Below are 24,164 nucleotides of genomic sequence, written 5' to 3' on the forward strand. Positions count from 1 at the left end.
TGCCGCCCCCGATCAATCAACCGGCTCCGCGCCGGTCCCGGGTCAGCGCCTCACGACACCCCCTCGCCCACCGCCAGCGCCAGCCCTTCATGCCACCAGGCCGCAAGGCTGTAGACGTCGGGCGCCTTGAGGATGCTGAAATGGTTGCCCGGGCCATGCCACACCGACAGCGGTTCGACGTACTGGCGCCAGCCGCGGATCATCGCCTCCTGCTCCAGCAGGTTGCTGGCGCTGTCCAGGGCTGGGTCCTCGGCCAGCACCAGGCGCACCGGCCCCCGGTACAGCAGGTGTGGCTGATAGACCGTGCGCAGCGCCGCGCCAAAGGTGCGCACCGTGCCGTAGATCGCCTCGGGGGTTGAACGGGGCGACAGCTGGCCGACCCGCACCATGCCCGCGTGCAGCAGGCGCAGTTGGGTCGGGTCGTCTGCGGCGGCAAACGCCACCGGCTCGATGCCCAGGGATTTGCCCGACGCCAGCTGCAAGGCCTCGATCAGGCGCTCCAGGACCGCCGTCGCGGTGTACGGCCTGGCCACCCCGCCATTGCCGCCGGGCGCTTCGCTGTCGATCAGGGTCAGGGACGCCACCGTGCGCCCGCGGGCCTGCAGGCGGGCGGCCAGGGCATAGGCCACCCAGCCGCCGAAGGAATGGCCGACCAGATGCAGCGGCCCCTCCGGACACACTTGCTCCAGCGCCGACAGCCCGTGCTCGGCAGCGCTCTCCACCTGACTGTGGGGCGGCCATTGCCCATCCAGGCCCCGTGGCTGCAGGCCGAACAGCGGCCAGTCCGGCCCCAGGGCATCGGTCAGGCCGATAAATCCGGTCACGCTATCGCCTGCCCCCGGCACGCAGAAAATCGGTGCCTGCCCGGGGCGACCGGTCTGGATACTCAGCAGCGGCTGGTGCGGCGCCAAAGCCTCGGGGGCCGCGGCCGCCATGGCCGCACTGATCGCCTGCCCCAGGGTCTGGACATGGGGCGCCTGCATCATGCTCAGGTGATCTCCCGGCACACTGACCGCCTGCAAGCGCGGCCCCAGGACGTCGCCCCAGCCCAGGCTGGTACTGCGCCGCGCCAGCTCGGTCGGGCGTTCCCGGGCACAGAACAGATGCACCGGCAGCGCGATCGGATGCAGGGCGTAATGGGCCATGGCATGCCCGTGGGCCACTTCCCGCGCCAGGAAGCGTTCCAGGTCGCTGGCCGGGGTTTCCAGCAACTGCGGGTTGAGCACCTGGCGCTCACGGCAGGCCTGGAGCAGTGAAGCAAAGTCATGCTGTTCAAGCTCCATGCCCAACTGCCGGACCCGCTCCAGGGCCGCCTCGCCGGGCACACCCTGGACCGTCCAGTGGCTTTCGCATTGCAGCAGCAGGTGACGCTTGAGGGCGTGCGGCCCATTCCAGCGGGCCTTGCCCTGATCGGTCAGGCGCGGCATGTAGCTGTCGATCAGGCCAAGGAACTGCACCACCTGGTCCTGCCCCTGCAATTGCAGGGCGACCTCATACGCCAGCACCCCGCCAAACGACCAACCGGCCAGGCGGTACGGCCCCTCGGCCTGCACCGAGCGGATCAGCCGTACCAGGCGCGCGGCCAGGCCCTCCAGGGTGTGCAATTGCGGGTACTGCAAGGCGATCCCGGGCAAGCCGTAGATCGGGAAATCGCCCTCGATATGCCGCCCCAGCACCGGGAAGTACAGGTCCATGCCGCTGAACTCATGCACCAGGAACAACGGCGGCTGGCTGCCACCGGCACGCACTTCGATCACGCTCTGCTGGTCGTCCGGCACTGCCGTGCGCTGGCCGAGCAAGGTGGCAATCGACTCGACGCTGGCATGCTGGAACAACTCGGCCAGGGTCACTTTCAACCCTTCCTGCTGCATGCGGTTGAGCAGGCGGATCGCCAGCAGCGAGTGCCCGCCCAGCTCGAAAAAGCTGTCATGGCGACCGACCTGCGGCACGTGCAGGACCTCGGCCCAGACCCGCGCCAGGCTCTGCTCCAGGGCCGTGATCGGCGCCTCATAGGCCCGTCCGGCCAGGGCTTGCAGCTCGGGCGCAGGCAGGGCCTTGCGGTCCAGCTTGCCGTTGGCGGTCAGCGGCAGGTGCTCGAGCAGCACATAGGCCGAGGGCACCATGTAGTCCGGCAACTGGCTCTGCAATGCGACGCGCAACCCTTCGCTGTCCGCCGTGGCGGCCGTGGCGTGACGGGTGTAATAGGCCACCAGGCGCTTGTCCCCCGGGCCGACCTCGCGCACCAGCACCGCCGCTTCCCTGACCCCGGGGCATGCGGCGAGCCGGGTTTCGATTTCGCCCAGTTCGATGCGGAAACCCCGCAGCTTGACCTGATCGTCGTTGCGACCGATGCACTCCAGCCGCCCCTCGCCCAGCCAGCGACCCAGGTCGCCGGTGCGGTACATCAGGCGCCCGGGCTGCTCGACAAAAGGGTCGTGCACAAACTTTTCGGCGGTCAGTTGCGGGCGGTTCAGGTAACCCCTGGCCACGCCCTGGCCGCCGATGTAGATCTCCCCTACCGCCCCCAGCGGCACCGGTTGTCGGCTGCGATCCAGGACATACACCCGGGTGTTGGCGATCGGCACGCCCACGGCCACGCTGTCGGCATCCGCCGCCAGCGCCCGAACCTCAAAGGTGGTGGCAAAAGTGGTGGTTTCGGTAGGACCGTAGCAGTGCACCAGACGCAGGTCCGGGGCCTGCTCCAGCAAGCGGCGAAAGGCCCCCGGGTCGGCGCGCTCACCGCCGCACAACAGCATGCGCAGGCCCTTGAGGGCCTCGGGAATCAGTTGCACATACTGGTTGAACAACGACGTGGTGAGAAACAGCACGGTCGCCCCCGAGTCCACCAGGGCCCGGCCGAAGACCTCGGGTTCGAGCAGGGTCTGATGCTCGATCACCAGCACCTGGCCACCGTTGAGCAAGGCGCCCCAGACCTCCATGGTGCTGGCGTCGAACGCCGGGTTGGAGACAAACGCCAGCCGGTCCAGGGGGTTGAAATCGGCGTAACCGTTGTCGCGCACCAGGCGCACGATGGCGCGGTGCGGCACCAGCACGCCCTTGGGGGTGCCAGTGGAGCCGGAGGTGTACATGATGTACGCCACCGCTTCGGACGATTGCGGCAACTGCGGGTCCTGGCTCGGCCAGCCATCGAGGCCCGCTTGCAGCAGGTCCAGGCGCGGCACCGGGTGTTGCAGCAGCGGCTCGCCCCGGGTCAGCAACAGCACCGCCTGGCAGTCGTCGAGCATAAAACCCAGGCGCTCGGCCGGAGCGTTGATGTCCAGCGGCACATAGACCGCCGCGCACTTGTTGATCGCCAGTTGGCCAAGCAACAGTTCAAACGAACGCGGCAGCAGCAGCGCCACGTTGTCTCCCGGCTGCACACCCAGGTCGAGCAAGCGGTGCGCCAACTGGTTGGCCCGCCGGTTGAGCTCGTGGTAGCTCATGGATTGCCCGCCCTGCACCGCCGCCACTGCCTGCGGACGGGTCTGGGCCTGGGCCTCGAACAGCCGGTGCACGGTCTGGTCGTGGTGCACGTCGCGGTCGCTGGCGTTGAACTGCACCAGCAATTGTTGGCGCTCCTGCGCCGAGAGAATCGACAGCTGGCCGATGGCCTGCTGCGGCGTCTGCTCCAGGGCCTGCACCAGATTGTCCAGGGCGGTCTGCATATAGGTGCAGACCCGCTGCGCGCCGATGCCGGTAGCCGCCATGGCGCTGAGTACAAAGTCACTGCCCAGGTCGTCCACGCTCAGGGTCAGCAGGTAGTTGCTGCGCTCCTCGGCCTTGAGCAGATGCATGCCGTGCCAGGCCGCCCCGGCCGCCGCCGATGGCGCCGTCGCCACCGCGCTGTGGCGGTAGTTGAGCAGCGCGCTGAACAACGGGGTCGGCGGCGCCACCCCGCTGCAACGCTGGGCCAGGGCCAGGGGCGCGTGCTCATGGGCCAGCAACCGGGCGAGCCGGGCATGGGTCGCCAGCACCGCGGCACGTACGCCTTGCTCGCCAAGGTCGACCCGCAGCGGCAAGGTATTGATAAACACCCCCAGGGCCCGCTCGGCGCCCTCGCCGCCCTGCATCCGGCCAAACAGCACGCTGCCGAACACCGCGTGCTCCTGGCCCGAGACCGCGCCCAGTACCTGGGCCCAGGCCAGGTGCACCAGGCTCGCGGCGCTCACCCCCAACTGCCGGGCCTGGTTGCGCAGGCGCTGGTTCAAGGGTGCGCCCAAGGCCAGGCGGGCTTCTTCGATATCCCGGCCGTCACCCTGGACCTGGGCCAGGCCGAACGGCAGGGTCGGTTCGTCGATATCGCCGAGCATGTCGCGAAAGAACGCCTCGTGTTCCTGCTCGCCCATGCCCAGGCGGGTCTGGGCCACGTAGTTGCGGTACGGCACCGCCGGCGCCAGTTGCTCGCGCTGGTCGAGCAGGCAGGCCTGGACTTCCTGCTGCAACACCTCAAGGCCCACATGGTCCATGACCAAGTGATGAAACAGCAGCAAGGCCACCACCCGCTGCTGACGCTTGTCCCAGGCGTGGTACAGGCGCAGCAGCGGCGCCTGGGCCAGGTCCAGGCGGAAATGCCGCGGGTCGAAGCGGGTCAGCAATTGCTCCAGCACCTCGCCGCCGCTGGCCCTGACCCGCAGTTCCTGCACCTGCAGCCCGGCCTGGCGCAGCACCACTTGCACCGGCTCTTCGAGCCCGTCCCAGAACACCGCGGTGCGCAGGATATCGTTGCGCTCGATCACCGCCTGCAAGGCCTGGGTAAAGGCCTGCAGCCGCTCCTGACTGTCAAAGGCGAACTGCGCCTGCAGCAGGTACGGATCACCCTGGCTGGAGAGGATATGGTGATACAGGATCCCCGCCTGGAGCGGCGCCAGGGGGTAGATGTCCTGCACGTTGGCCACGCCGCCCGGGATGTTGGCGACGATCCGGTCAATCGCCTCCTGCTCCAGGTTCAACAGCGGCAGCAATTGTGGAGTGATGCGTGGGCAATCGGGGTCAATCAGGTTGGCCGGCACCTCGACTTCGCGGCCTTCGCCCACGGCCGCGGCCAGGGCCGCCAGGGTCGGCTGGCCGAACAGCACCCGCACATCCGCCGTCAGCCCGGCCCGGCGCATGCGCCCGATCAGGGTGATCGCCAGCAGCGAATGCCCGCCCAGTTCGAAGAAGTGGTCATGGCGCCCGACCCGCTGCACATTCAGCAGCTCGGCCCAGAGCCCGGCCAACAGGGTTTCGGTAGCGCCGATGGGCGCTTCATAAGGCCGCGCCTGCATCGACTCCAGGCCCGGCGCCGGCAGGGCCTTGCGCTCAAGCTTGCCGTTGGGGCTCAGGGGCAAGGCCTGCAGGTGCACGAACAGCACCGGCACCATGTACTCCGGCAGGTGCAGCAGCAACTGGCTGCGCAGTTGTTCGATGTCCAGCCGCTGGCTGGCGTCAGCGGTGGTGCAATAAGCCACCAGGCGCTTGTCCCCCGGCACGTCCTCCCGGGCCAGGACCACCGCCTCCTTGATCCCGGGCAACTGGGTCAGGCGCGCCTGGATTTCCCCCAGTTCGATACGCAGGCCGCGGATTTTCACCTGGTCATCGTTACGCCCCAGGTACTCCAGGTTGCCGTCGGCCAGGTAACGGGCCACATCCCCGGTGCGGTACAGGCGCGCCTCGGGTTCGCGGCTGAAAGGATCGTGCACAAAGCGCTCGGCGTTGAGTTGCGGCCGATTCAGGTAACCCCGCGCCACCTGCACCCCGCCGATATACAGCTCACCGGTAACCCCCAGCGGCACCGGCTGCAACTGCCCATCGAGCACATACAGGCAGGTGTTGGCGATCGGCTTGCCGATCGGCGTGTTGTCCGGGGTCTGCTCCAGGGGGCCGGCGCAGTTCCAGGCGCTAACGTCTACCGCAGCCTCGGTCGGGCCATACAGGTTATGCAACTCACTGCCCGGCAACTGGCCCTTGAAGCGCCGCACCAGGCTCCCCGGCAGCGCCTCGCCACTGCAGATCACCCGCAGCAGTCCAGTGCAACGGGCGGCCTGCCCCTGGGCCAGGAACACATCGAGCATCGACGGCACAAAATGCACGGTGCTGATGCCCTCGGCCTGGATCACCTGGCTCAGGTACAGCGGATCCTTGTGCCCGTCCGGGCGCGCCATGACCAGCCGCGCACCGGTCATCAGCGGCCAGAAGAACTCCCACACCGAGACGTCGAAGCTGAACGGGGTTTTCTGCAACACCGCGTCCGCCGCCGTCAGGCAGTAGGCCTGCTGCATCCACAGCAGGCGGTTGACCAGGGCCCGGTGTTCGTTGATCACGCCCTTGGGTTGGCCGGTGGAGCCGGAGGTGTAGATCACGTACGCCAGGTTGCGCGGGCTCGACCCGGGCACCGCTAGATCATCGTGCGGTTGGTGATTCCACAGTGGCTGATCGAGGTCGATCAGCGGCGCCGCCACCTCAGGCAGCAGGTGCCTAGTCGCGCCGTGCAGCAACAGGGCCACCGGCGCGCTGTCTGCAAGCATGTAGGCGATGCGTTCCGCCGGGTAACCCGGGTCGATCGGCACGTAACCGCCGCCGGCCTTGAGGATTGCCAGCAGGCCGATGACCATCTCCAGCCCGCGCTCGACGCAGATCGCCACCCGCGTATCCGGGCCCACACCTTGCTCGCGCAGGTGCCGGGCCAACTGGTTGGCCCGGGCATTGAGCTGGCGATAGCTCAGCTGCCCGCCCTCGGTCACCAGGGCCGGCGCATCGGGGCTGCGTTGCACCTGGGCCTCGAACAGGCCGTGGATACTCTGTTCCAGGTCGAACGCTACCTGGGTCGCGTTGAACCCCACCAGCAATTGCTCGCGCTGGTGCGGCTCAAGCAGCGGCAATTGCTCCAGCAGCCCCTGGTCATCGGCGACCATGGCCCGCAACAGGCGCTGGAAGTAACCGGCATAGCGCTCGATGGTGCTCCCATCGAACAAGGCCGAGGCATACACCAGGGAGCCGACAATCTGCCCCTGGGCTTCACCCAGGTTCAAGGCCAGGTCGAACTTGGCGAAGGTCTCGCCGCCCTCCAGCACCTCCAGTTGCAGGGCATCCAGCGCCAGGGCGGCACCGGGCTGGCCGTCCCAGGACAACATGCTCTGGAACAGCGGGCTGTGGGACAGGCTGCGCTGCGGCCGGGTGATCTCCACCACCTGCTCGAACGGCAGGTCCTGGTGCTCCTGGGCTTGCACGACCCGGTCCCTGACCTGGGCCAGCAAGGCCGCGACGCTCAACCCGGGCGGCAGCTCGATGCGCAGGGCCAGGGTGTTGACGAACAGGCCGATCAGCCCCTCGACCTCGGCCCGCGTGCGGTTGGCCACCGGGGACCCGATCACCACCTCGGCCTGCCCGGCCAGGCGACCGAGCAAGGCGCCCCAGCCGGCAAGCAAGGTCATGTACAGGGTGCTGCCGTGGCATCGGCTCAGGGCCTTGAGTTGCTCGGTCAGGCCCGGGTCTAGGCGCAGCTCGACACTGCCCCCGGCATAGTCTTGCTGCGCAGGGCGCGGGCGGTCAGTGGGCAGGCTGAGCAAGGCCGGGGCACCGGCCAGGGCCTGCTGCCAATAGGCGCTTTGTTGCTGCAGGCGCTCACCGCCGAGCCAGCGCCGCTGCCAGAGCGCAAAGTCGCTGTACTGCACCGCCAGGGGCGGCAACGGGTCGCCCTGGCCCTGGCTGAAGGCCGCGTACAACGCCATCAGCTCACGGGTCAGCACCCCCATCGACCAGCCATCGGCGACGCTGTGGTGCAGGGTCAGCAGCAGCACATGGTGCTCGGCGCCGAGCTGCGCCAGGTGCCCGCGAATCAGCGGCCCCCGGGCCAGGTCAAATGGCTGTGCCGCCTCGCCTTGCACCAGGGCCTGCAAGGCCTGGGGATCCGCACTCAGGTCGTGCCGGCCGAGGCTCAACAGGCCCTCGGCGGCGGCAATCAACACCTGCGGCTGATCCTCGACCTGCACAAAGCGACTGCGCAGGACCTCGTGGCGCCGCACGATGCCTTCCAGGGCCTGAGTCAGCGCGGCCACGTCCAGCGGCCCGCGCAGCCTCAGGCCCAGGGGAATGTTGTAGGCGCTGCCGGCGCCCTCGATCTGGGCCAGGAACCACAGGCGCTGCTGAGCGAACGACAACGGCAAATGCCCCTCGGTGCTCTGCGCCACAATCGGTGGCAGGCTGTCGGGACGCGCCTGGGCCAGGGCCTGGGCCACGGCGGCCAGTTCCGGGTTGGCAAACAGGTCGCTCAGGGCCAGTTCCAGGCCCAGTTGCAGGCGCACCTGGGACACCATGCGCATCGCCAGCAGCGAATGCCCGCCCAGCTCGAAGAAGTGATCGCGACGTCCGACCCGCTCGACCTGCAGCAAGTCGGCCCAGATCTGCGCCAGCCCGGTTTCCAGGGGGCCTTGCGGCGCCTCGTAGTCGCGGCTGAACAGCGCCGCCAGGTCCGGCGCCGGCAAGGCCCGCCGGTCGAGCTTGCCGTTGGCGGTCAGCGGCAGTGCGTCCAGGCGCACATAGGCCACCGGCACCATGTACTCCGGCAAATGGGTTAGCAGGTGGCCGCGCAATTCGCCCGGCTGCGGCGCGGCGCTGGGGTCGAGGGCGGTGAAATACGCCACCAGCCGGGCCTGCCCGGGCTGGTCTTCACGGGCCAGCAGCAGCGCTTCCTTGACCCCCGGGTAAGCGTTGAGGCGGGTTTCGATCTCGCCCAGTTCGATGCGCACCCCGCGGATCTTCACCTGATCGTCGTTGCGCCCCAGGTAGTCGAGGCTGCCATCGGCCAGCCAGCGCGCCAGGTCACCGCTGCGGTACATGCGCGCGCCGGGCGTGGCCGTGAACGGGTCGTCGACAAAGCGCTCGGCCGTCAGCTCGGGACGGTGCAGGTAACCCCGCGCCACCCCGGCCCCGCCGACGTACAGCTCACCGGCCACGCCGACCGGCACCGGCCGCCGCTGTTCATCCAGCAGGTACACCCGGGCGTTGGCGATGGGCGTTCCGATGTGCAGGGGCCCTCCGGCTTCGATCGGGCCGGAGGTCGCCACCACTGCGGCTTCGGTCGGCCCGTAGTTGTTGATCACCTTGAAGCGCTGGTCCCGGGTGAACTGGCGCAGGCGGTCACCGCCGATCAACAGGGTGCGCAGGGTCGGGTGGCCCAGCGCCTGGGCGAAGGCGTATTCCGCCACCGGGGTCGGCAGGAAGCTGACGTCCAGCGGCTGCCCGCGCCACCAGTCCAGCAGTTGATCGAGGTTGCCGCTGCCGATCCCGGCCGGCGGCAGGTGCAGGGTGGCGCCGACGCACAGCGCCGGCCAGACCTCCCAGGCCATGGCGTCAAAGCCGAAACCGGCGACGCTGCTGGTGTGGCTGCCCGGGCCCTGGGCGAAAGCCTGGTTATGCCAGTCCACCAGGTTGAGCAGGCTGTGGTGCTCAAGCATCACGCCCTTGGGCAAGCCGGTGGAACCCGAGGTGTAGATCACATACACCAGGTGCTGCGCGGTCAGCCCGGGCACCTGGGGGTTGGTCGAGGGTTGCAGCCAGCGCTGATCGAGATTGATCAGCGGCAGCGCCCTCTCACCCAGCAAGCCGAGCGTGGCGGGCTCGACCAGCACCGCCGCCGGCGCGCAATCCTCCAGCAGCCAGGCCAGGCGTTGCCCGGGGAGGCTCGGGTCGAGGGGCACGTAAGCGCCACCAGCCTTGAGGATCGCCAACAGGCCGACGACCATGCCCAGCCCGCGTTCGACGCAGATCGCCACCCGCGAATCCGGCCCTACGCCCTGTTCGCGCAGGTGATGGGCCAACTGGTTGGCGCGCTCGTTGAGTTCGCGGTAGCTCAGTTGCTGCTCGCCGACCTGCAACGCCAGCGCTTGCGGGGTGCGTGCCGCCTGGGCCTCGAACCGCCCATGCAGGGTCTGCCCCTGGGCAAACGCCACCGGTGCCGGGTTGAATCCTTGCAGCACCTGCGCCCGGGCCTCGGGGTCGAGCAGGCTGATCTGCCCGAGGGGGCGCTGGTCGTTGGCCACCATGGCCTGCAACACGACCTCGAAATACCCCAGGTAACGCTCTAGGGTCCGGTGCTCGAACAAGGCCGTGGCGTACACCAGGGAACCGCAAATCCGCCCCTCGCTCAGGCCCAGGGTCAGGCTCAGGTCGAACTTGGCCACGTGCTCGCCGCCGCTGACCGCTTCCAGCTGCAGATGCAATTCACTCATGGCCTGGGCCAGGCCCGGGCCCGAGCCGCTGTCCCAGGCCAGCATGTTCTGGAACAACGGGCTGTGGGACAGGCTGCGCTGCGGCCGGGTCAACTCCACCACCTGTTCGAACGGCAGGTCCTGATGGGCCTGGGCCTGCAGGGTCACATCCCTGACCTGGGCCAGCAGCGTCTCGACGCTGTGCTCCGGCGCCACCTCGATGCGCAGCGCCAGGGTGTTGACGAACAGGCCGATCAGGCCTTCGACCTCGGCCCGTGTGCGGTTGGCCACCGGCGAACCGATCACCAGGTCGTCCTGCCCCGAGAGCTTGCTCAGCAGCAGGCTCCAGCCTGCCAGCAGGGTCATGTACAGGGTGCAGCCATGGCGCTGGCTCAGGGCTTGCAGCCCGGCGCTCAACTGCGGGTCCAGCGCGACCTCGACACAGCCCCCGGCATACGCCTGCTGCGGCGGACGGGGCCGGTCGGTGGGCAGCAGCAACAAGGCCGGGGCGCCGGCCAGGGCCTGCTGCCAGTAGGCACTTTGCCTGAGCAGCAACTCGCCGCTGAGCCAGCGCCGTTGCCACAGGGCAAAATCGCCGTACTGCAAGGCCAGGGGCGGCAACGGGTCGTCCCGGCCCTGGCTGAAGGCCGCATACAGCGCCACCAGCTCCCGGGTCAGCACGCCCATCGACCAGCCATCGGCGACGATATGGTGCAGGGCTAACAGCAGCACGTGATGCTCGTCTGCCAGGTGCAGCAGTTGCCCACGAATCAGTGGCCCCTGCTGCAGGTCGAAGGCCTGCGCGCCGTGGCCCCGCACCTGCTCCTGCAATGCCGCCGGCTGGCCGCGCAGGTCCTGGTAATGCAACTGGAAACCGGCCTCGGCCGGGGTGATCTGCACCCGGGGCTCATCGTGTTCCAGGATAAAGCGGCTGCGCAGGCTTTCATGGCGCGCGACGATCCGCGCCAGGGCCCGTTGCAGCGCATCGGCATCCAGGCGCCCACGCAGGCCCAGGGCCACCGGAATGTTGTAGGCGCTCGCCAGCCCCTGCATCTGCCCGATAAACCACAGCCGTTGCTGGGCAAAGGACAGCGGCAGCGGTGCGTCCCGAGGCACCGCCAGTATCGGTGGCAGCGCGCTGCGTCCGGCCCGGGCCAGGACCTGGGCCACGGCCGCCAGTTCGGGGTTGGCAAACAGCTCGCCCAGGGCCAGCTCCACGCCCAGTTGCAGGCGCACCTGGGACACCATGCGCATCGCCAGCAATGAATGGCCGCCCAGCTCGAAAAAGTGATCGCCGCGTCCCACCTGCTCCACCTGCAGCACCTCGGCCCAGATCTGCGCCAGGGTGGTTTCGAGCTCGCCCTGAGGCGCCTCATACCCGCGGCTGAAGGTCGCCGCCCGGTCGGGTTTGGGCAGGGCCCGGCGGTCCAGCTTGCCGTTGGCGGTCAGCGGCAATGCGTCGAGCCTGACGTAGGCCACCGGCACCATGTACTCCGGCAGGTGCGCCAGCAGGTGGCTGCGCAACTCGGCCGGCACCAGCGCCTCGACTGCCGGCTGCTCGGTGAAGTAGGCCACCAGCCGTGGCTGGCCGGGTTCATCTTCCCGGGCCAGCACCACCGCTTCGCGTACTCCGGGCAATTGGTTGAGGCGGTTTTCGATTTCCCCCAGCTCGATGCGCATGCCGCGCACCTTGACCTGATCGTCATTACGCCCCAGGTACTCCAGGCTGCCATCCGCCAGCCAGCGCGCCAGGTCGCCGCTGCGGTACATGCGCGCCCGGGGCTCGCGGCTGAAGGGGTCGTGCATAAAGCGCTCGGCGCTCAATTCGGGGCGGTTGAGGTAACCCCGGGCGACCCCGGCCCCGCCCACATACAGCTCCCCCGCCACCCCCAGGGGCACCGGGCGTTGCTGCTCGTCCAACAGGTAGACCCGGGCATTGGTCATGGGCTTGCCGATCGGCAGGACCTGGCCCGGTTCGATCCGACCCGAGGTCGCCACCACCGTGGCTTCGGTCGGGCCGTAGTTATTGATCACTGCAAACCCCGGATCCCTGGAGAAATGCCGCAGGCGGTCGCCACCGATCAACAGGGTGCGCAGGGTCGGGTGCCCCAGGTTCTGGCTGAAGGCGTACTCGGCCACCGGGGTCGGCAGAAAGCTCACGTCCAGCGGCTGGGCGCGCCACCACGTCAGCAGCTCGTCCAGGTCTTCGTTGCCGTCCCGGGCGGGCGGCAGATGCAGGGTCGCGCCGGCACACAGCGCCGGCCAGATTTCCCAGGCCATGGCGTCAAAACCAAAGCCGGCCAGGCTCGACGTTTGCCGCCCAGGGCCCAGGTCGAAGGCCTGGTTGTGCCAGTCCACCAGGTTGCCCAGGGTCCGATGCTCGACCATCACCCCCTTGGGCAGGCCGGTGGAACCGGAGGTGTAGATCACATAGGCCAGGTGCTGCGCGGTCAAATTCGCCAGTGGCGGATCGGCGAACGCCACCCCTGCCGCGGCGCCGTCCTCAAGCTCGATCAGCGGCACGGACAGGGCCGGCAAGCGCTGCCGCAGCCCGGCCTGGGCCAGCACCGCCACCGGGGTGCAGTCATCGAGCAGGTAGCTCAGGCGCTCCAGGGGCTGGGCCGGGTCGATCGGCACATAACAGGCTCCGGCCTTGAGCACCGCCAGCAGGCCGGCCAGGGTGTCGAGGCCGCGCCGGGCGATCACCGCCACCCGGTCATCGGGCTGCACACCCAGGTCCAGCAGGCGCCGGGCCAGGGTATTGGCCCGGCGATTGAGTTCGCCATAGGTCAGTGGCTGCCCCTGGTACAGCGCCGCCACGGCATCCGCCTGCTCGGCAGCGCGGGCCGCGACCCGCTGGCCGATGCTCAGCCCTTGCGGGTAGTCGACCCGGTTGCCATTCAAGCCTTGCAGCAGGTGCTCGCGCTCGGCGCCAGGCAGGACCGACAACAGGTTCAGTGCCCCCTGCGGCGCCTGCTCCAGGGCCTGCGCGAGGTTTTCCAAGGCCGTGCGCAAGTAGTCGCAAACCCGCTGCGGATCGACCTCGCGGCTGGCCAGCAAGGTCAGGGCAAACCCCTGACCCAGGTCATCGACGCTCATGGTCAGGGGGTAGTTGGTGCGCTCCTCGGAGTCGAGGCTGGAGATGCCCTGCCACGCCGCGACCAGATTGGCACTGGGCGGCGCGCTGTGGCGGTAGTTGAGCAGGCTGCTGAACAGCGGCGCCGGGGCCGCGACCGCGCTACAACGCTGGGCCAGGGCCAGTGGCGCATGTTCATGCCGGAGCAAGGTGGTGAGCCGTCCGTGGGCCGCCTTGACGGCGTCCTGCACGGCGCTGGCGTCCAGGTCGAAGCGGAACGGCAAGGTATTGATAAACATGCCCAGGGCCCGGTCGTTGTCGCCACCGCCCTGCATGCGCCCCATCAGCACCGTGCCGAACACCACCTTGCGCTTGCCCGACAGCGCCCCCAGCACCTGGGCCCAGGCGGTGTGGAACAGGCTCGCGGTGCTCACCCCGAGCAACCGCGCCTGGGTTCGCAGGCGCTGGCACAGGGCCGGTTCCAGGGGCAGGCTGAATTCGTCGATGGCACTGCCATCGCCCTGTACATCGTGCAGGCCGAACGGCAGGGTCGGCTCGTCGATATCGCCGAGCATCTGGCGGAAGAATGCCTCGTGCTCCTCCTCGCTCATGCCCAGCCGGGCCTGGGCCACGTAGTTGCGAAACGGCACCGCCGGGCCCAGCACATGGCCCTGGCCCAGGAGCAAGGCACACATCTCCTGGCGCACCACGTCGAGGGCGCTGTGGTCCAGGGCCATATGGTGAAACAGCAGCACGGCGACGATCCGCCGGTTGGCCGGGTCTTCGGCATAGGCCAGGCGGATCAGTGGCGCCTGGGTCACGTCCAGGCGGTAGTGACGGGCGTCGAAGCGCTGGTGCAACTGCTGGAGAATATCGCCGTCGGCTGCCGCCAGCGGCACGGCCTGCAACGCCAGCGTGGCCTGGCGCCAGACCACTTGCAGCGGCGTTTCCAGGCCTTCCCAGAGTACCGCCGTGCGCAGGATGTCATGGCGTTCGATCACCCCCTGCAAGGCCTGGGCAAAGTCCTGCAAGCGTTGCAGGTGGTCAAAGGCGAAATGCGCCTGCATCACATAGGGGTCGCCCTGCCCGGCACTGGCATGGTGGTAGAGAATGCCCTCCTGCAAGGGCGCCAGGGGGTAGATGTCCTGCACGTTGGCCGCACCGCCCGGGACACTGGCGAGCACCCGCTCCAGGGTCGCCGGGTCCAGCTGCACCAGGGTCAGCATGTCCGGCGTGATATGGCGGCTACCGGGCAGAATGCCGTTCGGCGGCACCTCGACCTGGCCGGACCTGGGCGCCGAGTACTGCCCCGAGCGGATCATCTCGATCAGCAGCGGCTTGTACTCGCGCAACTGGGCGATCACCGCAGGTTCGGTCAGCGCCTGGCGATTGCCCTGGACAATCAGTTGCTCATCGCGCACCGCGAGCTGGATGTCTTTTGCCTTCAGTGTTGCCAACAGTTCGATCACGCTCACAGGACGATCTCCATTCTTTCGGTAATTGCCGCGTACCCGGCCAGGGTCGGATGTTCGAACAAGGCCCTGACATCGGCTTCCATGCCTTCCTGATGCAGCCGGCCGATCAGGCTCACGGCCAATAGCGAGTGCCCACCCAACTCGAAGAAGTTGTCGTGGCGCCCCACCCGTTCCACGTTGAGCAATTGCGCCCAGAGCCTGGCGAGGAGGATTTCGGTGTCACCCTGGGGTGCCTCGTACTCACGGACGATGGCCGCCTCCAGCCCCGGGGCCGGCAGCGCCTTACGGTCTAGCTTGCCGTTGGGGCTCAGGGGCAAGGCCTGTAGATGCACATACAGCGCCGGTACCATGTACTCCGGCAGGTGCTGCAACAGCTCCCCGCGCAGGGCCTCGACCTCCAGCCGCGAGCCGGTCTCGTGGGTGCTGTAATAGGCCACCAGACGCTTGTCCCCCGGCACGTCTTCCCGGGCCAGGACCACGGCCTCCCTAACCTCGGGCAACTGAGTCAGGCGGGCCTGGATCTCCCCGAGTTCGATGCGCAGGCCCCGCAACTTGACCTGATCATCGTTGCGCCCCAGGTACTCGATATTGCCGTCGGCGCGGTAGCGGGCCACATCGCCGGTGCGGTACATCCGGGCGTTGTCCAGGGGGCTGAACGGGTCCACCAGGAACCGTTCGGCGTTCAACTGCCCACGGTTCAGATAACCCCGGGCCACCTGCACCCCGCCGATATACAGCTCGCCCACCACGCCCTGGGGCACCGGCTGCATCTGCTCGTCGAGCAGGTACAGGCGGGTGTTGGCGATGGGTTTGCCGATCGGCGTGTTGTCCGGGGTCTGCTCCAGGGGACCGGCGCAGTTCCAGGCCGTCACATCCACGGCGGCTTCGGTCGGCCCGTAGAGGTTGTGCAACTCGCTGCCCGGCAACTGCTGCTTGAAGCGCCGCACCAGACTCCCCGGCAGCGCCTCGCCGCTGCACAGCACCCGGACCAGGGCGCGGCACGACTGCGCTGCGCCGTGGGCCAGGAACAGGTCGAGCATCGACGGCACAAAATGCACGGTGCTGATGCCCTCGGCCTGGATCACCTGACACAGGTAGGCCGGGTCCTTGTGCCCCTCAGGGCGCGCCATCACCAGGCGCGCGCCGGTCAGCAGCGGCCAGAAGAACTCCCAGACCGAGACGTCGAAGCTGAACGGAGTCTTCTGCAACACCGCGTCCGCCGCCGTCAGGCCATAGGCCTGCTGCATCCACAGCAGGCGATTGACCACCGCCCCGTGCTCGTTCATCACCCCCTTGGGTTGCCCGGTGGAGCCCGAGGTGTAGATCACGTAGGCCAGGTGCCCGGCGTGCAGCTCAGGCAGCTGCGGGTTGTCCAGGGCCTCGGCCGGCCACAGCGGCTGGTCCAGGACCAGCAACGGAGCGAGCCCTGCCGTCACCAGCGGCTGCGTCGCGGCTTGCACCAGTACCACCACCGGCGCGCTGTCTTCGAGCATGTAGGCGATACGTTCTGCCGGGTAGCTCGGGTCGATCGGCACATAGGCGCCGCCGGCCTTGAGAATCGCCAGCAGGCCGATGACCATTTCCAGCCCGCGCTCGACGCAGATCGCCACCCGGGTGTCCGGGCCCACGCCCTGGCGCCGCAGGTGATGGGCCAGCTGATTGGCCCGCAGGTTGAGCTGGCGATAGCTCAACTGTTGCCCGCCGGCCAGCAGCGCCGGGGCCTGCGGGCTACGCTCGACCTGGGCCTCGAACAGCCCGTGCAGGGTCTGGTTCAGGGGATAGGCGACCTCGGTGGCGTTGAGCTCCAGCAGCAGGTGCTGACGCTCGGCGCCGGTGAGGATCGGCAAGCGGTTCAGGGCCATGTCCGGCGCCCGCTCCAGGGCATCGGCCAGGGATTCGAGGGCCGTCTGCATATAACCGCAGATGCGTTGCGCGCCGATCCGCGCCGGGGTCATGGCGGTCAGGCTGAAGCCTTCGCCGCGATCATCCACGTTCAGGCTCAGGGGGTAGTTGGTGCGCTCCTCGCCGGCCAGGGTCTCGATCCCGTGGGCCGATGCCGGTGGCGCCGTGGGTGCGCTGCTGTCCTGGCTATGGCGGTAGTTGAGCATGGCGCTGAACAGCGGCAGCGGCGCCGCCACCCCGCTGCACCGCTGGGCCAGGGCCAGGGACGCGTGTTCATGACCAAGCAAGGCACTGAGCCGGCGATGGGTGGCGCGAACCCCGTCACGCACCCCGGTAGCGTCGATCTCGACCCGCAGCGGCAGGGTATTGATAAACATGCCCAGGGCCCGGTCCGCGCCCTCGCCGCCCTGCATCCGTCCCAGCAGCACCGTGCCGAAGACCACCGCCTGCTTGCCGGACGTGGCGCCCAGCACCCGGGCCCAGGCCAGGTGGAACAGGCTCGCGGCACTGACCCCGAGCAACCGCGCCTGATGCCGCAGACGGGCGCTGAGGGCACTGGGCAGGGCCTGGCTGCGCTCTTCGATATCGCCGCCGTCGCCCTGCACGTCCTGCAGGTCGAACGGCAGGGTTGGCTCGTCGACGTCCCCCAGCATGTCGCGGAAGAACGCCTCGTGTTCCTGCTCGCTGACACCCAGGCGCGCCTGGGCCACATAGTTGCGATACGGCACCGGCGTCCCCAGGTTCTGGCCCTGGCCCTGCAGGAAGGCCCGCAGCTCATGGCCGACCACGTCCATGGCGGTGTGGTCCAGGGCCAGGTGATGGAACAGCACCACCGCGACGATTCGTCCCTGGACCGGGTCCTGGGCCATATGCACCCGCATCAGCGGCGCCCGGGTGATGTCCATACGGTGATGGCGCGCATCGCAAAGCCCGTGCAACTGGCCAAGAATATCCCCGGCGGCCGGGTCCAGCCGTTCCTCGTGCACCACCAGCTCGGCATTGCGCAGCACCACTTGCAGCGGTTGCTGCAAGCCTTCCCAGAACACCCCGGTGCGCAAGATATCGTGCCGCGCGATCACCTGTTGCAGGGCCTGGGTAAAGGCCGTGAACAGCGCCCGGTCGGCAAACGCCATATGGGATTGCAACAGGTACGGATCGCCCTGCCGGGCAGTGATGTGGTGGTAGAGAATGCCTTCTTGCAACGGCGCCAGGGGGTAGATGTCCTGCACATTCGCGGCGCCGCCCGGGACCCGCTCCAGCAAGCCATCGAGGGTGGCCTGGTCGAGTTCGACCAGGGGCAGCATGTCCGGGGTGATGCGCGGGCAAGCGCCCGGGATCAGGTTGTCCGGCACTTGCACCTCGCGCCCGCTGCCCACCGCAGCCGCCAGGGCGGCCAGGGTCGGCTGGCTGAACAGCACTCGCACATCGGCGCCGAGGCCGGCCTGGCGCATGCGCTCGATCAGGCTCACCGCCAGCAGCGAATGCCCGCCCAGCTCGAAGAAGTGGTCATGACGCCCCACTTGCTCGACCTTGAGCACCTCCTGCCAGATCTGCGCCAGGGCCATTTCCACGGTGCCCTGGGGAGCCTGGTACTCACGGCTCAGCAGATGCTGCGCAGCCGGCTCCGGCAATGCCTTGCGGTCCAGTTTGCCGTTGGCCGTCAGCGGCAGGGCCGGCAACTGCACATAGGCCAGCGGCACCATATGCCCGGGCAGGCTGGCTTGCAGCCCGCTCCGCAGCGCTTCGATATCCAGGCCCTCGGCGGCGGTGAAATACGCCACCAGTCGGCTCTGCCCCGACTCATCCTGGCGCGCCAGCACCACCGCTTCGTTGAGGCCAGGGTGACGCGCCAGGGCGCTTTCGATTTCCCCCAGCTCGATGCGCATGCCGCGGATTTTCACCTGGTCATCGTTGCGTCCCAGGTAGTCGAGGGTGCCGTCGGCCTGCCAGCGCGCCAGGTCGCCGGTGCGGTACATGCGCGCCTGGGGCTCGCGACTGAAGGGGTCGGCGAGGAAGCGTTCGGCGGTCATTTGCGGACGGTTCAGGTAGCCCCGGGCAACCCCGGCGCCGCCGACATACAGCTCGCCGGCCACGCCCACCGGCACCGGCCGCTGCTGGCGGTCCAGCAGGTAGACCCGGGCGTTGGCCATGGGCGTGCCGATATGCAACGCCTGCCCGACCTGCACCGCGCCCGAGGTGGCGACCACCGTGGCTTCGGTGGGGCCGTAGTTGTTGATAACCGCAAAGCTCTGGGCCCGGGGGAATTGGCGCAGGCGGTCGCCGCCGATCAGCAGGGTCTTCAGGGTCGGATGGTGCAGGTGTTGGCTGAAGGCGTATTCGGCCACCGGCGTCGGCAGAAAGCTCACTGTCAGCGGCTGCGCCTGCCACCAGGCCAGCAACTGCTCGATGTTTTCATTGCCGACGTCCGGCGGCGGCAGGTGCAGGGTCGCGCCGACGCACAGGGCCGGCCAGACTTCCCAGGCCATGGCATCGAAACCGAAGCCGGCGACGCTGGACACCTGGCTGCCCGAGTGCTGGTCAAAGGCCTGGTTATGCCAGTGCACGAGGTTTTCCAGGGTCCGGTGCTCCACCATCACGCCCTTGGGCAAACCGGTGGAACCCGAGGTGTAGATGACATAGGCCAGGTGCGCCGGGGTCAGTTGTGCCAGCTGCGGATTGGCCAGCGCCGGGTTGTGCCAGGCCGACTGGTCCAGATCGATCAGCGGCAGCTCCAGGGTCGGCAATTGCCCAAGCAGTGCGCCCTGAGTCACTAACGCCAGGGGCGCGCTGTCTTCCAGCAGGTAGCGCAGGCGCTCCCTCGGCAGCGCCGGGTCCAGGGGCACATAAGCGGCGCCGGCCTTGAGAATCCCCAGCATCCCCACCAGCATCGCCGGGCCGCGCCGCACGCAGATCGCCACCCGATCGTCCGGCTGCACCCCCAGCTCCAGCAGATGCCGGGCCAGTTGATTGGCCTGCTGGTTCAATTGGCGATAGCTCAATTGCTGCGGGCCCTGGATCATGGCCAGCGCATCGGGAGTCTCGGCAACCCGGGCTTCGAACAGGCCATGAAGGGTCTGCCCGCGCGGGTAATGCCGGCGATTGGCGTTGAAGGTTTCCAGCAACTGCCGGCGCTCGGCCTCGGGCAGAATCGGCAGGCGGTTCAGCGCCAGCCCCGGGTTTTGCTCCAGGGCCTGGGCCAGGTGCTCCAATGCCGTGTGCATATAGCCGCAGATGCGCTGTGGCTCCAGGTGCGCCACCGCCAGCACGCTCAAGGCAAAGCCCTGGCCCAGGTCATCGACACTCAGGCTCAGGGGGTAGTTGCTGCGCTCTTCGCCCCCCAGCAGCTCGATGCCGGCCCACGGCGCCTGCTCGTCATGCAGCCCGTCGTGGGCGCTGTGGCGGTAGTTGAGCAAGGCACTGAACAGCGGCGCACTCACTGCCACCCGGCTGCAACGCTGGGCCAGGGCCAGGGACGCGTGCTCGTGACCGAGCAGTGCGCTCAAGCGCCGGTGCACGGCGCGCACGCCGTCACGGACGCCGGTTTCGCCCAATGTCACCCGCAGCGGCAAGGTATTGATAAACACCCCCAGGGCGCGGTCAGCGCCCTCGCCGCCCTGCATGCGGCCCATCAGCACGGTGCCGAACACCACGTCCTCGCGGTCGCAAAGCCGGCCCAGGACCTGGGCCCAGGCCAGGTGCATCAGGCTGGCGGCGCTCACCCCCAGCGTGCGCGCCTGCTCCCGCAGACGCTGGCTCAGCGCCGCCGGCAATGGCCAGTGCGCCTCGTCGATATCCAGGCCATCGCCCTGCACATCCTGCAGGCCAAATGGCAGGGTCGGCTCTTCGACGTCCCCCAGCATGTCGCGGAAAAACGCCTCATGTTCGTGCTCCCCAGCCCCCAGCAGGGCCTGGGCCACATAGTTGCGGTACGGCATGGGCGTGCCCAGCTCGCCGGGCTGCTTGAGCAGCAGCGCGCGCATTTCCGCGCCCACCACTTCCATCGCCGTATGGTCCAGGGCCAGGTGGTGGAACAGCAGCAGGCTGACCACCCGTCCATGCTGCGGGTCCTCGGCATGAATCAGGCGCATCAGCGGCGCCTGGGCCAGGTCCAGCCGGTGGTGCCGGGCATCGAAGCGCGCCTGCAATTGCTCGACGATATCCCCCGCCGCCGGGTCCAGTTGCTGCGCCTGCACATGCAGCTCGGCATGGCGCCAGACCACTTGCACCGGGTGTTCCAGGCCTTCCCAGAGCACGCTGGTGCGCAGGATGTCGTGGCGCGCGATCACCTGCTGCAAGGCCTCGGCAAAAGCCTGCAAGCGCTCCAGGCTGTCGAAGCTCAGACGCGATTGCAGCAGGTACGGGTCACCCTGCCCAGCGCTGATGTGGTGGTAGAGAATCCCTTCCTGCAAGGGCGCCAAGGGGTAGATGTCCTGCACATTGGCCGCACCGCCAGGCACGCTGGCGACAATCAGGTCGATGGCCTCCTGGCTCAGTTCCAGCAGCGGCAGCAGATCCGGGGTGATGCGCTGGCAACCGAGGGCAATGCGGTTGGCCGGGACTTCGATCTCGCGCCCACTGCCCACCGCAGCCGCCAGGGCGGCCAGGGTCGGCTGGTTGAACAGTACCCGCACATCGGCGCTGAGGCCGACCTGGCGCATGCGTTCGATCAGGCTCACCGCCAGCAGCGAGTGCCCGCCCAGCTCGAAGAAGTGATCATGGCGCCCCACCTGCTCGACCTTGAGCACCTCGGCCCAGATCCGCGCCAGGGTGATTTCGACCTCACCCAGTGGTGCTTCATAGGCCCGGCTCAGCAGCGCCGAAGCGTCCGGTGCCGGCAGGGCCTTGCGGTCGAGCTTGCCGTTGGCGGTCAGCGGCAACCGTTCCAGCTGGACATAGGCCGCCGGCAGCATGTAGTCCGGCAACTGGCCTTGCAGGGCACCGTGCAAGGCCTCGATATCCAGGGCCTCGCCGGCCACCTGCGGCGTGCAGTACGCCACCAGGCGCTTGTCACCCGGGGCGTCTTCGCGCACCAGCAACGCCGCCTCCCTGACCCCGGCACAGGCCGCGATCCGGGTTTCGATTTCTCCCAGTTCGATGCGAAAGCCCCGCAGCTTGACCTGCTGGTCGTTGCGTCCCTGGTACAGCAGCACGCCGTCGGCGCGCCAGCAGGCCAGGTCGCCGGTGCGGTACATCAAGCCTTGAGGGGCGTCGGCAAAGGGGTCGGCGATAAACATCTGCGCCGTCAGTTGCGGCTGGTTGAGGTAACCCAGGGCCACCCCCGCTCCGCCGATATACAGCTCGCCGACCACGCCCACCGCCACCGGCTGCTGCCGGGCATCCAGCACATAGGCGCGGCTGTTGCCGATCGGCCGGCCAATGGGAATGCCACCGGCGGCGACGGCCTTGATCTCGAAGGTGGTGGAGAAAGTCGTGGCCTCGGTCGGACCGTAGCCATTGAGCAGGTGCCGGGGCGCGCCGTGTTCCAGCACCCGGGCAATCACGCTCGGGTCCAGCACATCGCCACCGACTATCAGGTAGCGCAGTTGGCGGAACGCGCCGAGCAAGCCATCGGCATGCTGCTGGAACAGGCCGGCGGTCATCCACAACACGCTGACTTTCTGCTGTTGCAGCAGCGCTCCCAGGGCCTGGCTGGACAGCACCACGTCCTGGTCGACCACCACCACTCGCCCGCCATTGAGCAAGGGCGCCCAGACTTCCAGGGTGCTGGCGTCAAAGGCCGGGTTCGAGGCAAAGGCCACTCGGTCCTGCGGGGTGAAATCGGCATAGCCGTTGTTCAGCACCAGGCGGCTGACCGCGCGGTGCGGCACCAGCACGCCCTTGGGAGTGCCGGTGGAACCCGAGGTGTACATGAGGTACACCGCGCTTTCGGACGACTGCGCCAGGTCCGGGTTGTGGCTTGGCAGGTGTTCGAGGTCGAGGCGGTCCAGGTCGATACGCTGCGTCGGGCACGCCAGGGCTTCAGTTCTCTGGGTCAGCAACAGCCGCGCCGCGCTGTCCGCCAGGATAAACAGCTGGCGCTCGGCTGGGGCGTTGATGTCCAGCGGCACATAGACCGCCGCGCATTTGCTGATGGCCAACTGGCTGACCAGCAACCCCACCGAACGCGGCAATAGCATCGCCACGCGGTCCCCCGCCTGCACGCCCATCTGCAACAACCCATGGGCCAGGCGGTTGGCCCGCCGGTTCAATTCGGCATAACTGAGCACCTGCTCGCCGTGCACCGCGGCCACCGCTTGCGAGTTGGCCTGCACCTGGGCCTCGAACAGCCCGTGCACGGTCTGCTGCGCCGGGTAGGCCCGGGCCGTGGCATTGAAGCCGTGCAGCACCCGCTCGCGCTCGGCGGGGGCGACAATCGACAACTGCTGCAACGGCGTGGCCGGGGCCTGCTCCAGGGCGTGCACCAGGTTGTGCAAGGCACAGCGCATGTACTCGCCGATCCGCACACCTTCCACCTCGGCCAGGGCCTGGACCGTCAGTTCGAACAGTTCGCCGAGGTCATCGACGTTAAGCACCAGCGGGTAGTTGCTGCGCTCACGGGCGTTGAGCACCTCGATCCCGTCCCACACCGAAGGGCCGTTGCCGGCCTCCGCGCCCGGCGCACTGTGGCGATAGTTGAGCAAGGTGCTGAACAGCGGCGTGGACGCTGGCACCCCGCTGCAACGCTGGGCCAGGGACAGCGGCGCGTGCTCGTGGCCAAGCAATTGCGCCAGCCGCTCATGGGTCGCGCGCACGCCGTCGAGCACCGTCAGCGCACCGACGCTGACCCGCAGCGGCAAGGTATTGATAAACATGCCCAGGGCCCGGTCGGCGCCCTCGCCGCCCTGCATCCGCCCCAGGAGCACGGTGCCGAACACCACCTCGTCCTGACCGGAAACCTGACCCAGCACCTGGGCCCAGGCCAGGTGCACCAGGCTGGCGGCGCTCACCCCGAGCCGCCTTGCCTGCTCGCGCAGGGCCCGGCACAGGGCCGGTTCCAGGGCCAGGTGCGACTCCTGGACACCACTGCCGTCGCCCTGCACGTCCTGCAGGCCGAACGGCAGGGTCGGCTCATGGATATCGCCGAGCATCTGCTGGAAGAACGCTTCATGGGCGTGCTGGCTGACGCCCAGGCGTGCCTGGGCCACGTAGTTGCGGTACTGCACCGGCGGCGCCAGCTGCCCAGCCTGGCCGCCGAGGCTGGCGCTCATTTCCTGCACCAGCACCGCCAACGAGGTGTGGTCGAGCAAGATATGGTGCAGCAGCAACACGCCCAGCCACCGGTCATGGGCTTCGTCCCGGGCGTAGGCAAAGCGCATCATCGAAGCCTGCCCCAGGTCGAGGCGGTAATGCCGGGGGTCGAAGCGCTGCTGCAACTGGCCCAGCACATCGGCGTCCTGGGGGGGGGGGGGGGCCCCCCCCCCCCCCCCCCCCCCCCGGGCGGGCCCCCCCCCCCCCCCCCCGGGGGGGGGGGGGGCCGCCCCGCCGGGGGGGGGGGGGGGGATGGGGGGGCAAGGCCCGAGGCGGGGG

Annotated in this window: 1 protein-coding gene and 1 pseudogene; both read right to left on the reverse strand. The window is 68.6% G+C overall.

The genetic code is table 11. The features are described 5' to 3' along the window. Positions 1-50 precede the first annotated feature (50 nt). The gene (locus ACOZJV_RS05145; protein ID WP_421547006.1) at positions 51-14,735 is read right to left on the reverse strand and encodes an amino acid adenylation domain-containing protein; all 14,685 of its coding nucleotides are present in this window, start codon (positions 14,733-14,735) and stop codon (positions 51-53) included. Continuing rightward, positions 14,732-24,031: pseudogene (locus tag ACOZJV_RS05150) on the reverse strand (amino acid adenylation domain-containing protein); the annotation flags it as partial. The pseudogene ACOZJV_RS05150 and the gene ACOZJV_RS05145, both read right to left, overlap by 4 nt. Positions 24,032-24,164 lie beyond the last annotated feature (133 nt).

This window comes from Pseudomonas sp. QD4, assembly GCF_049199125.1.
Taxonomy (GTDB): Bacteria; Pseudomonadota; Gammaproteobacteria; order Pseudomonadales; family Pseudomonadaceae; genus Aquipseudomonas.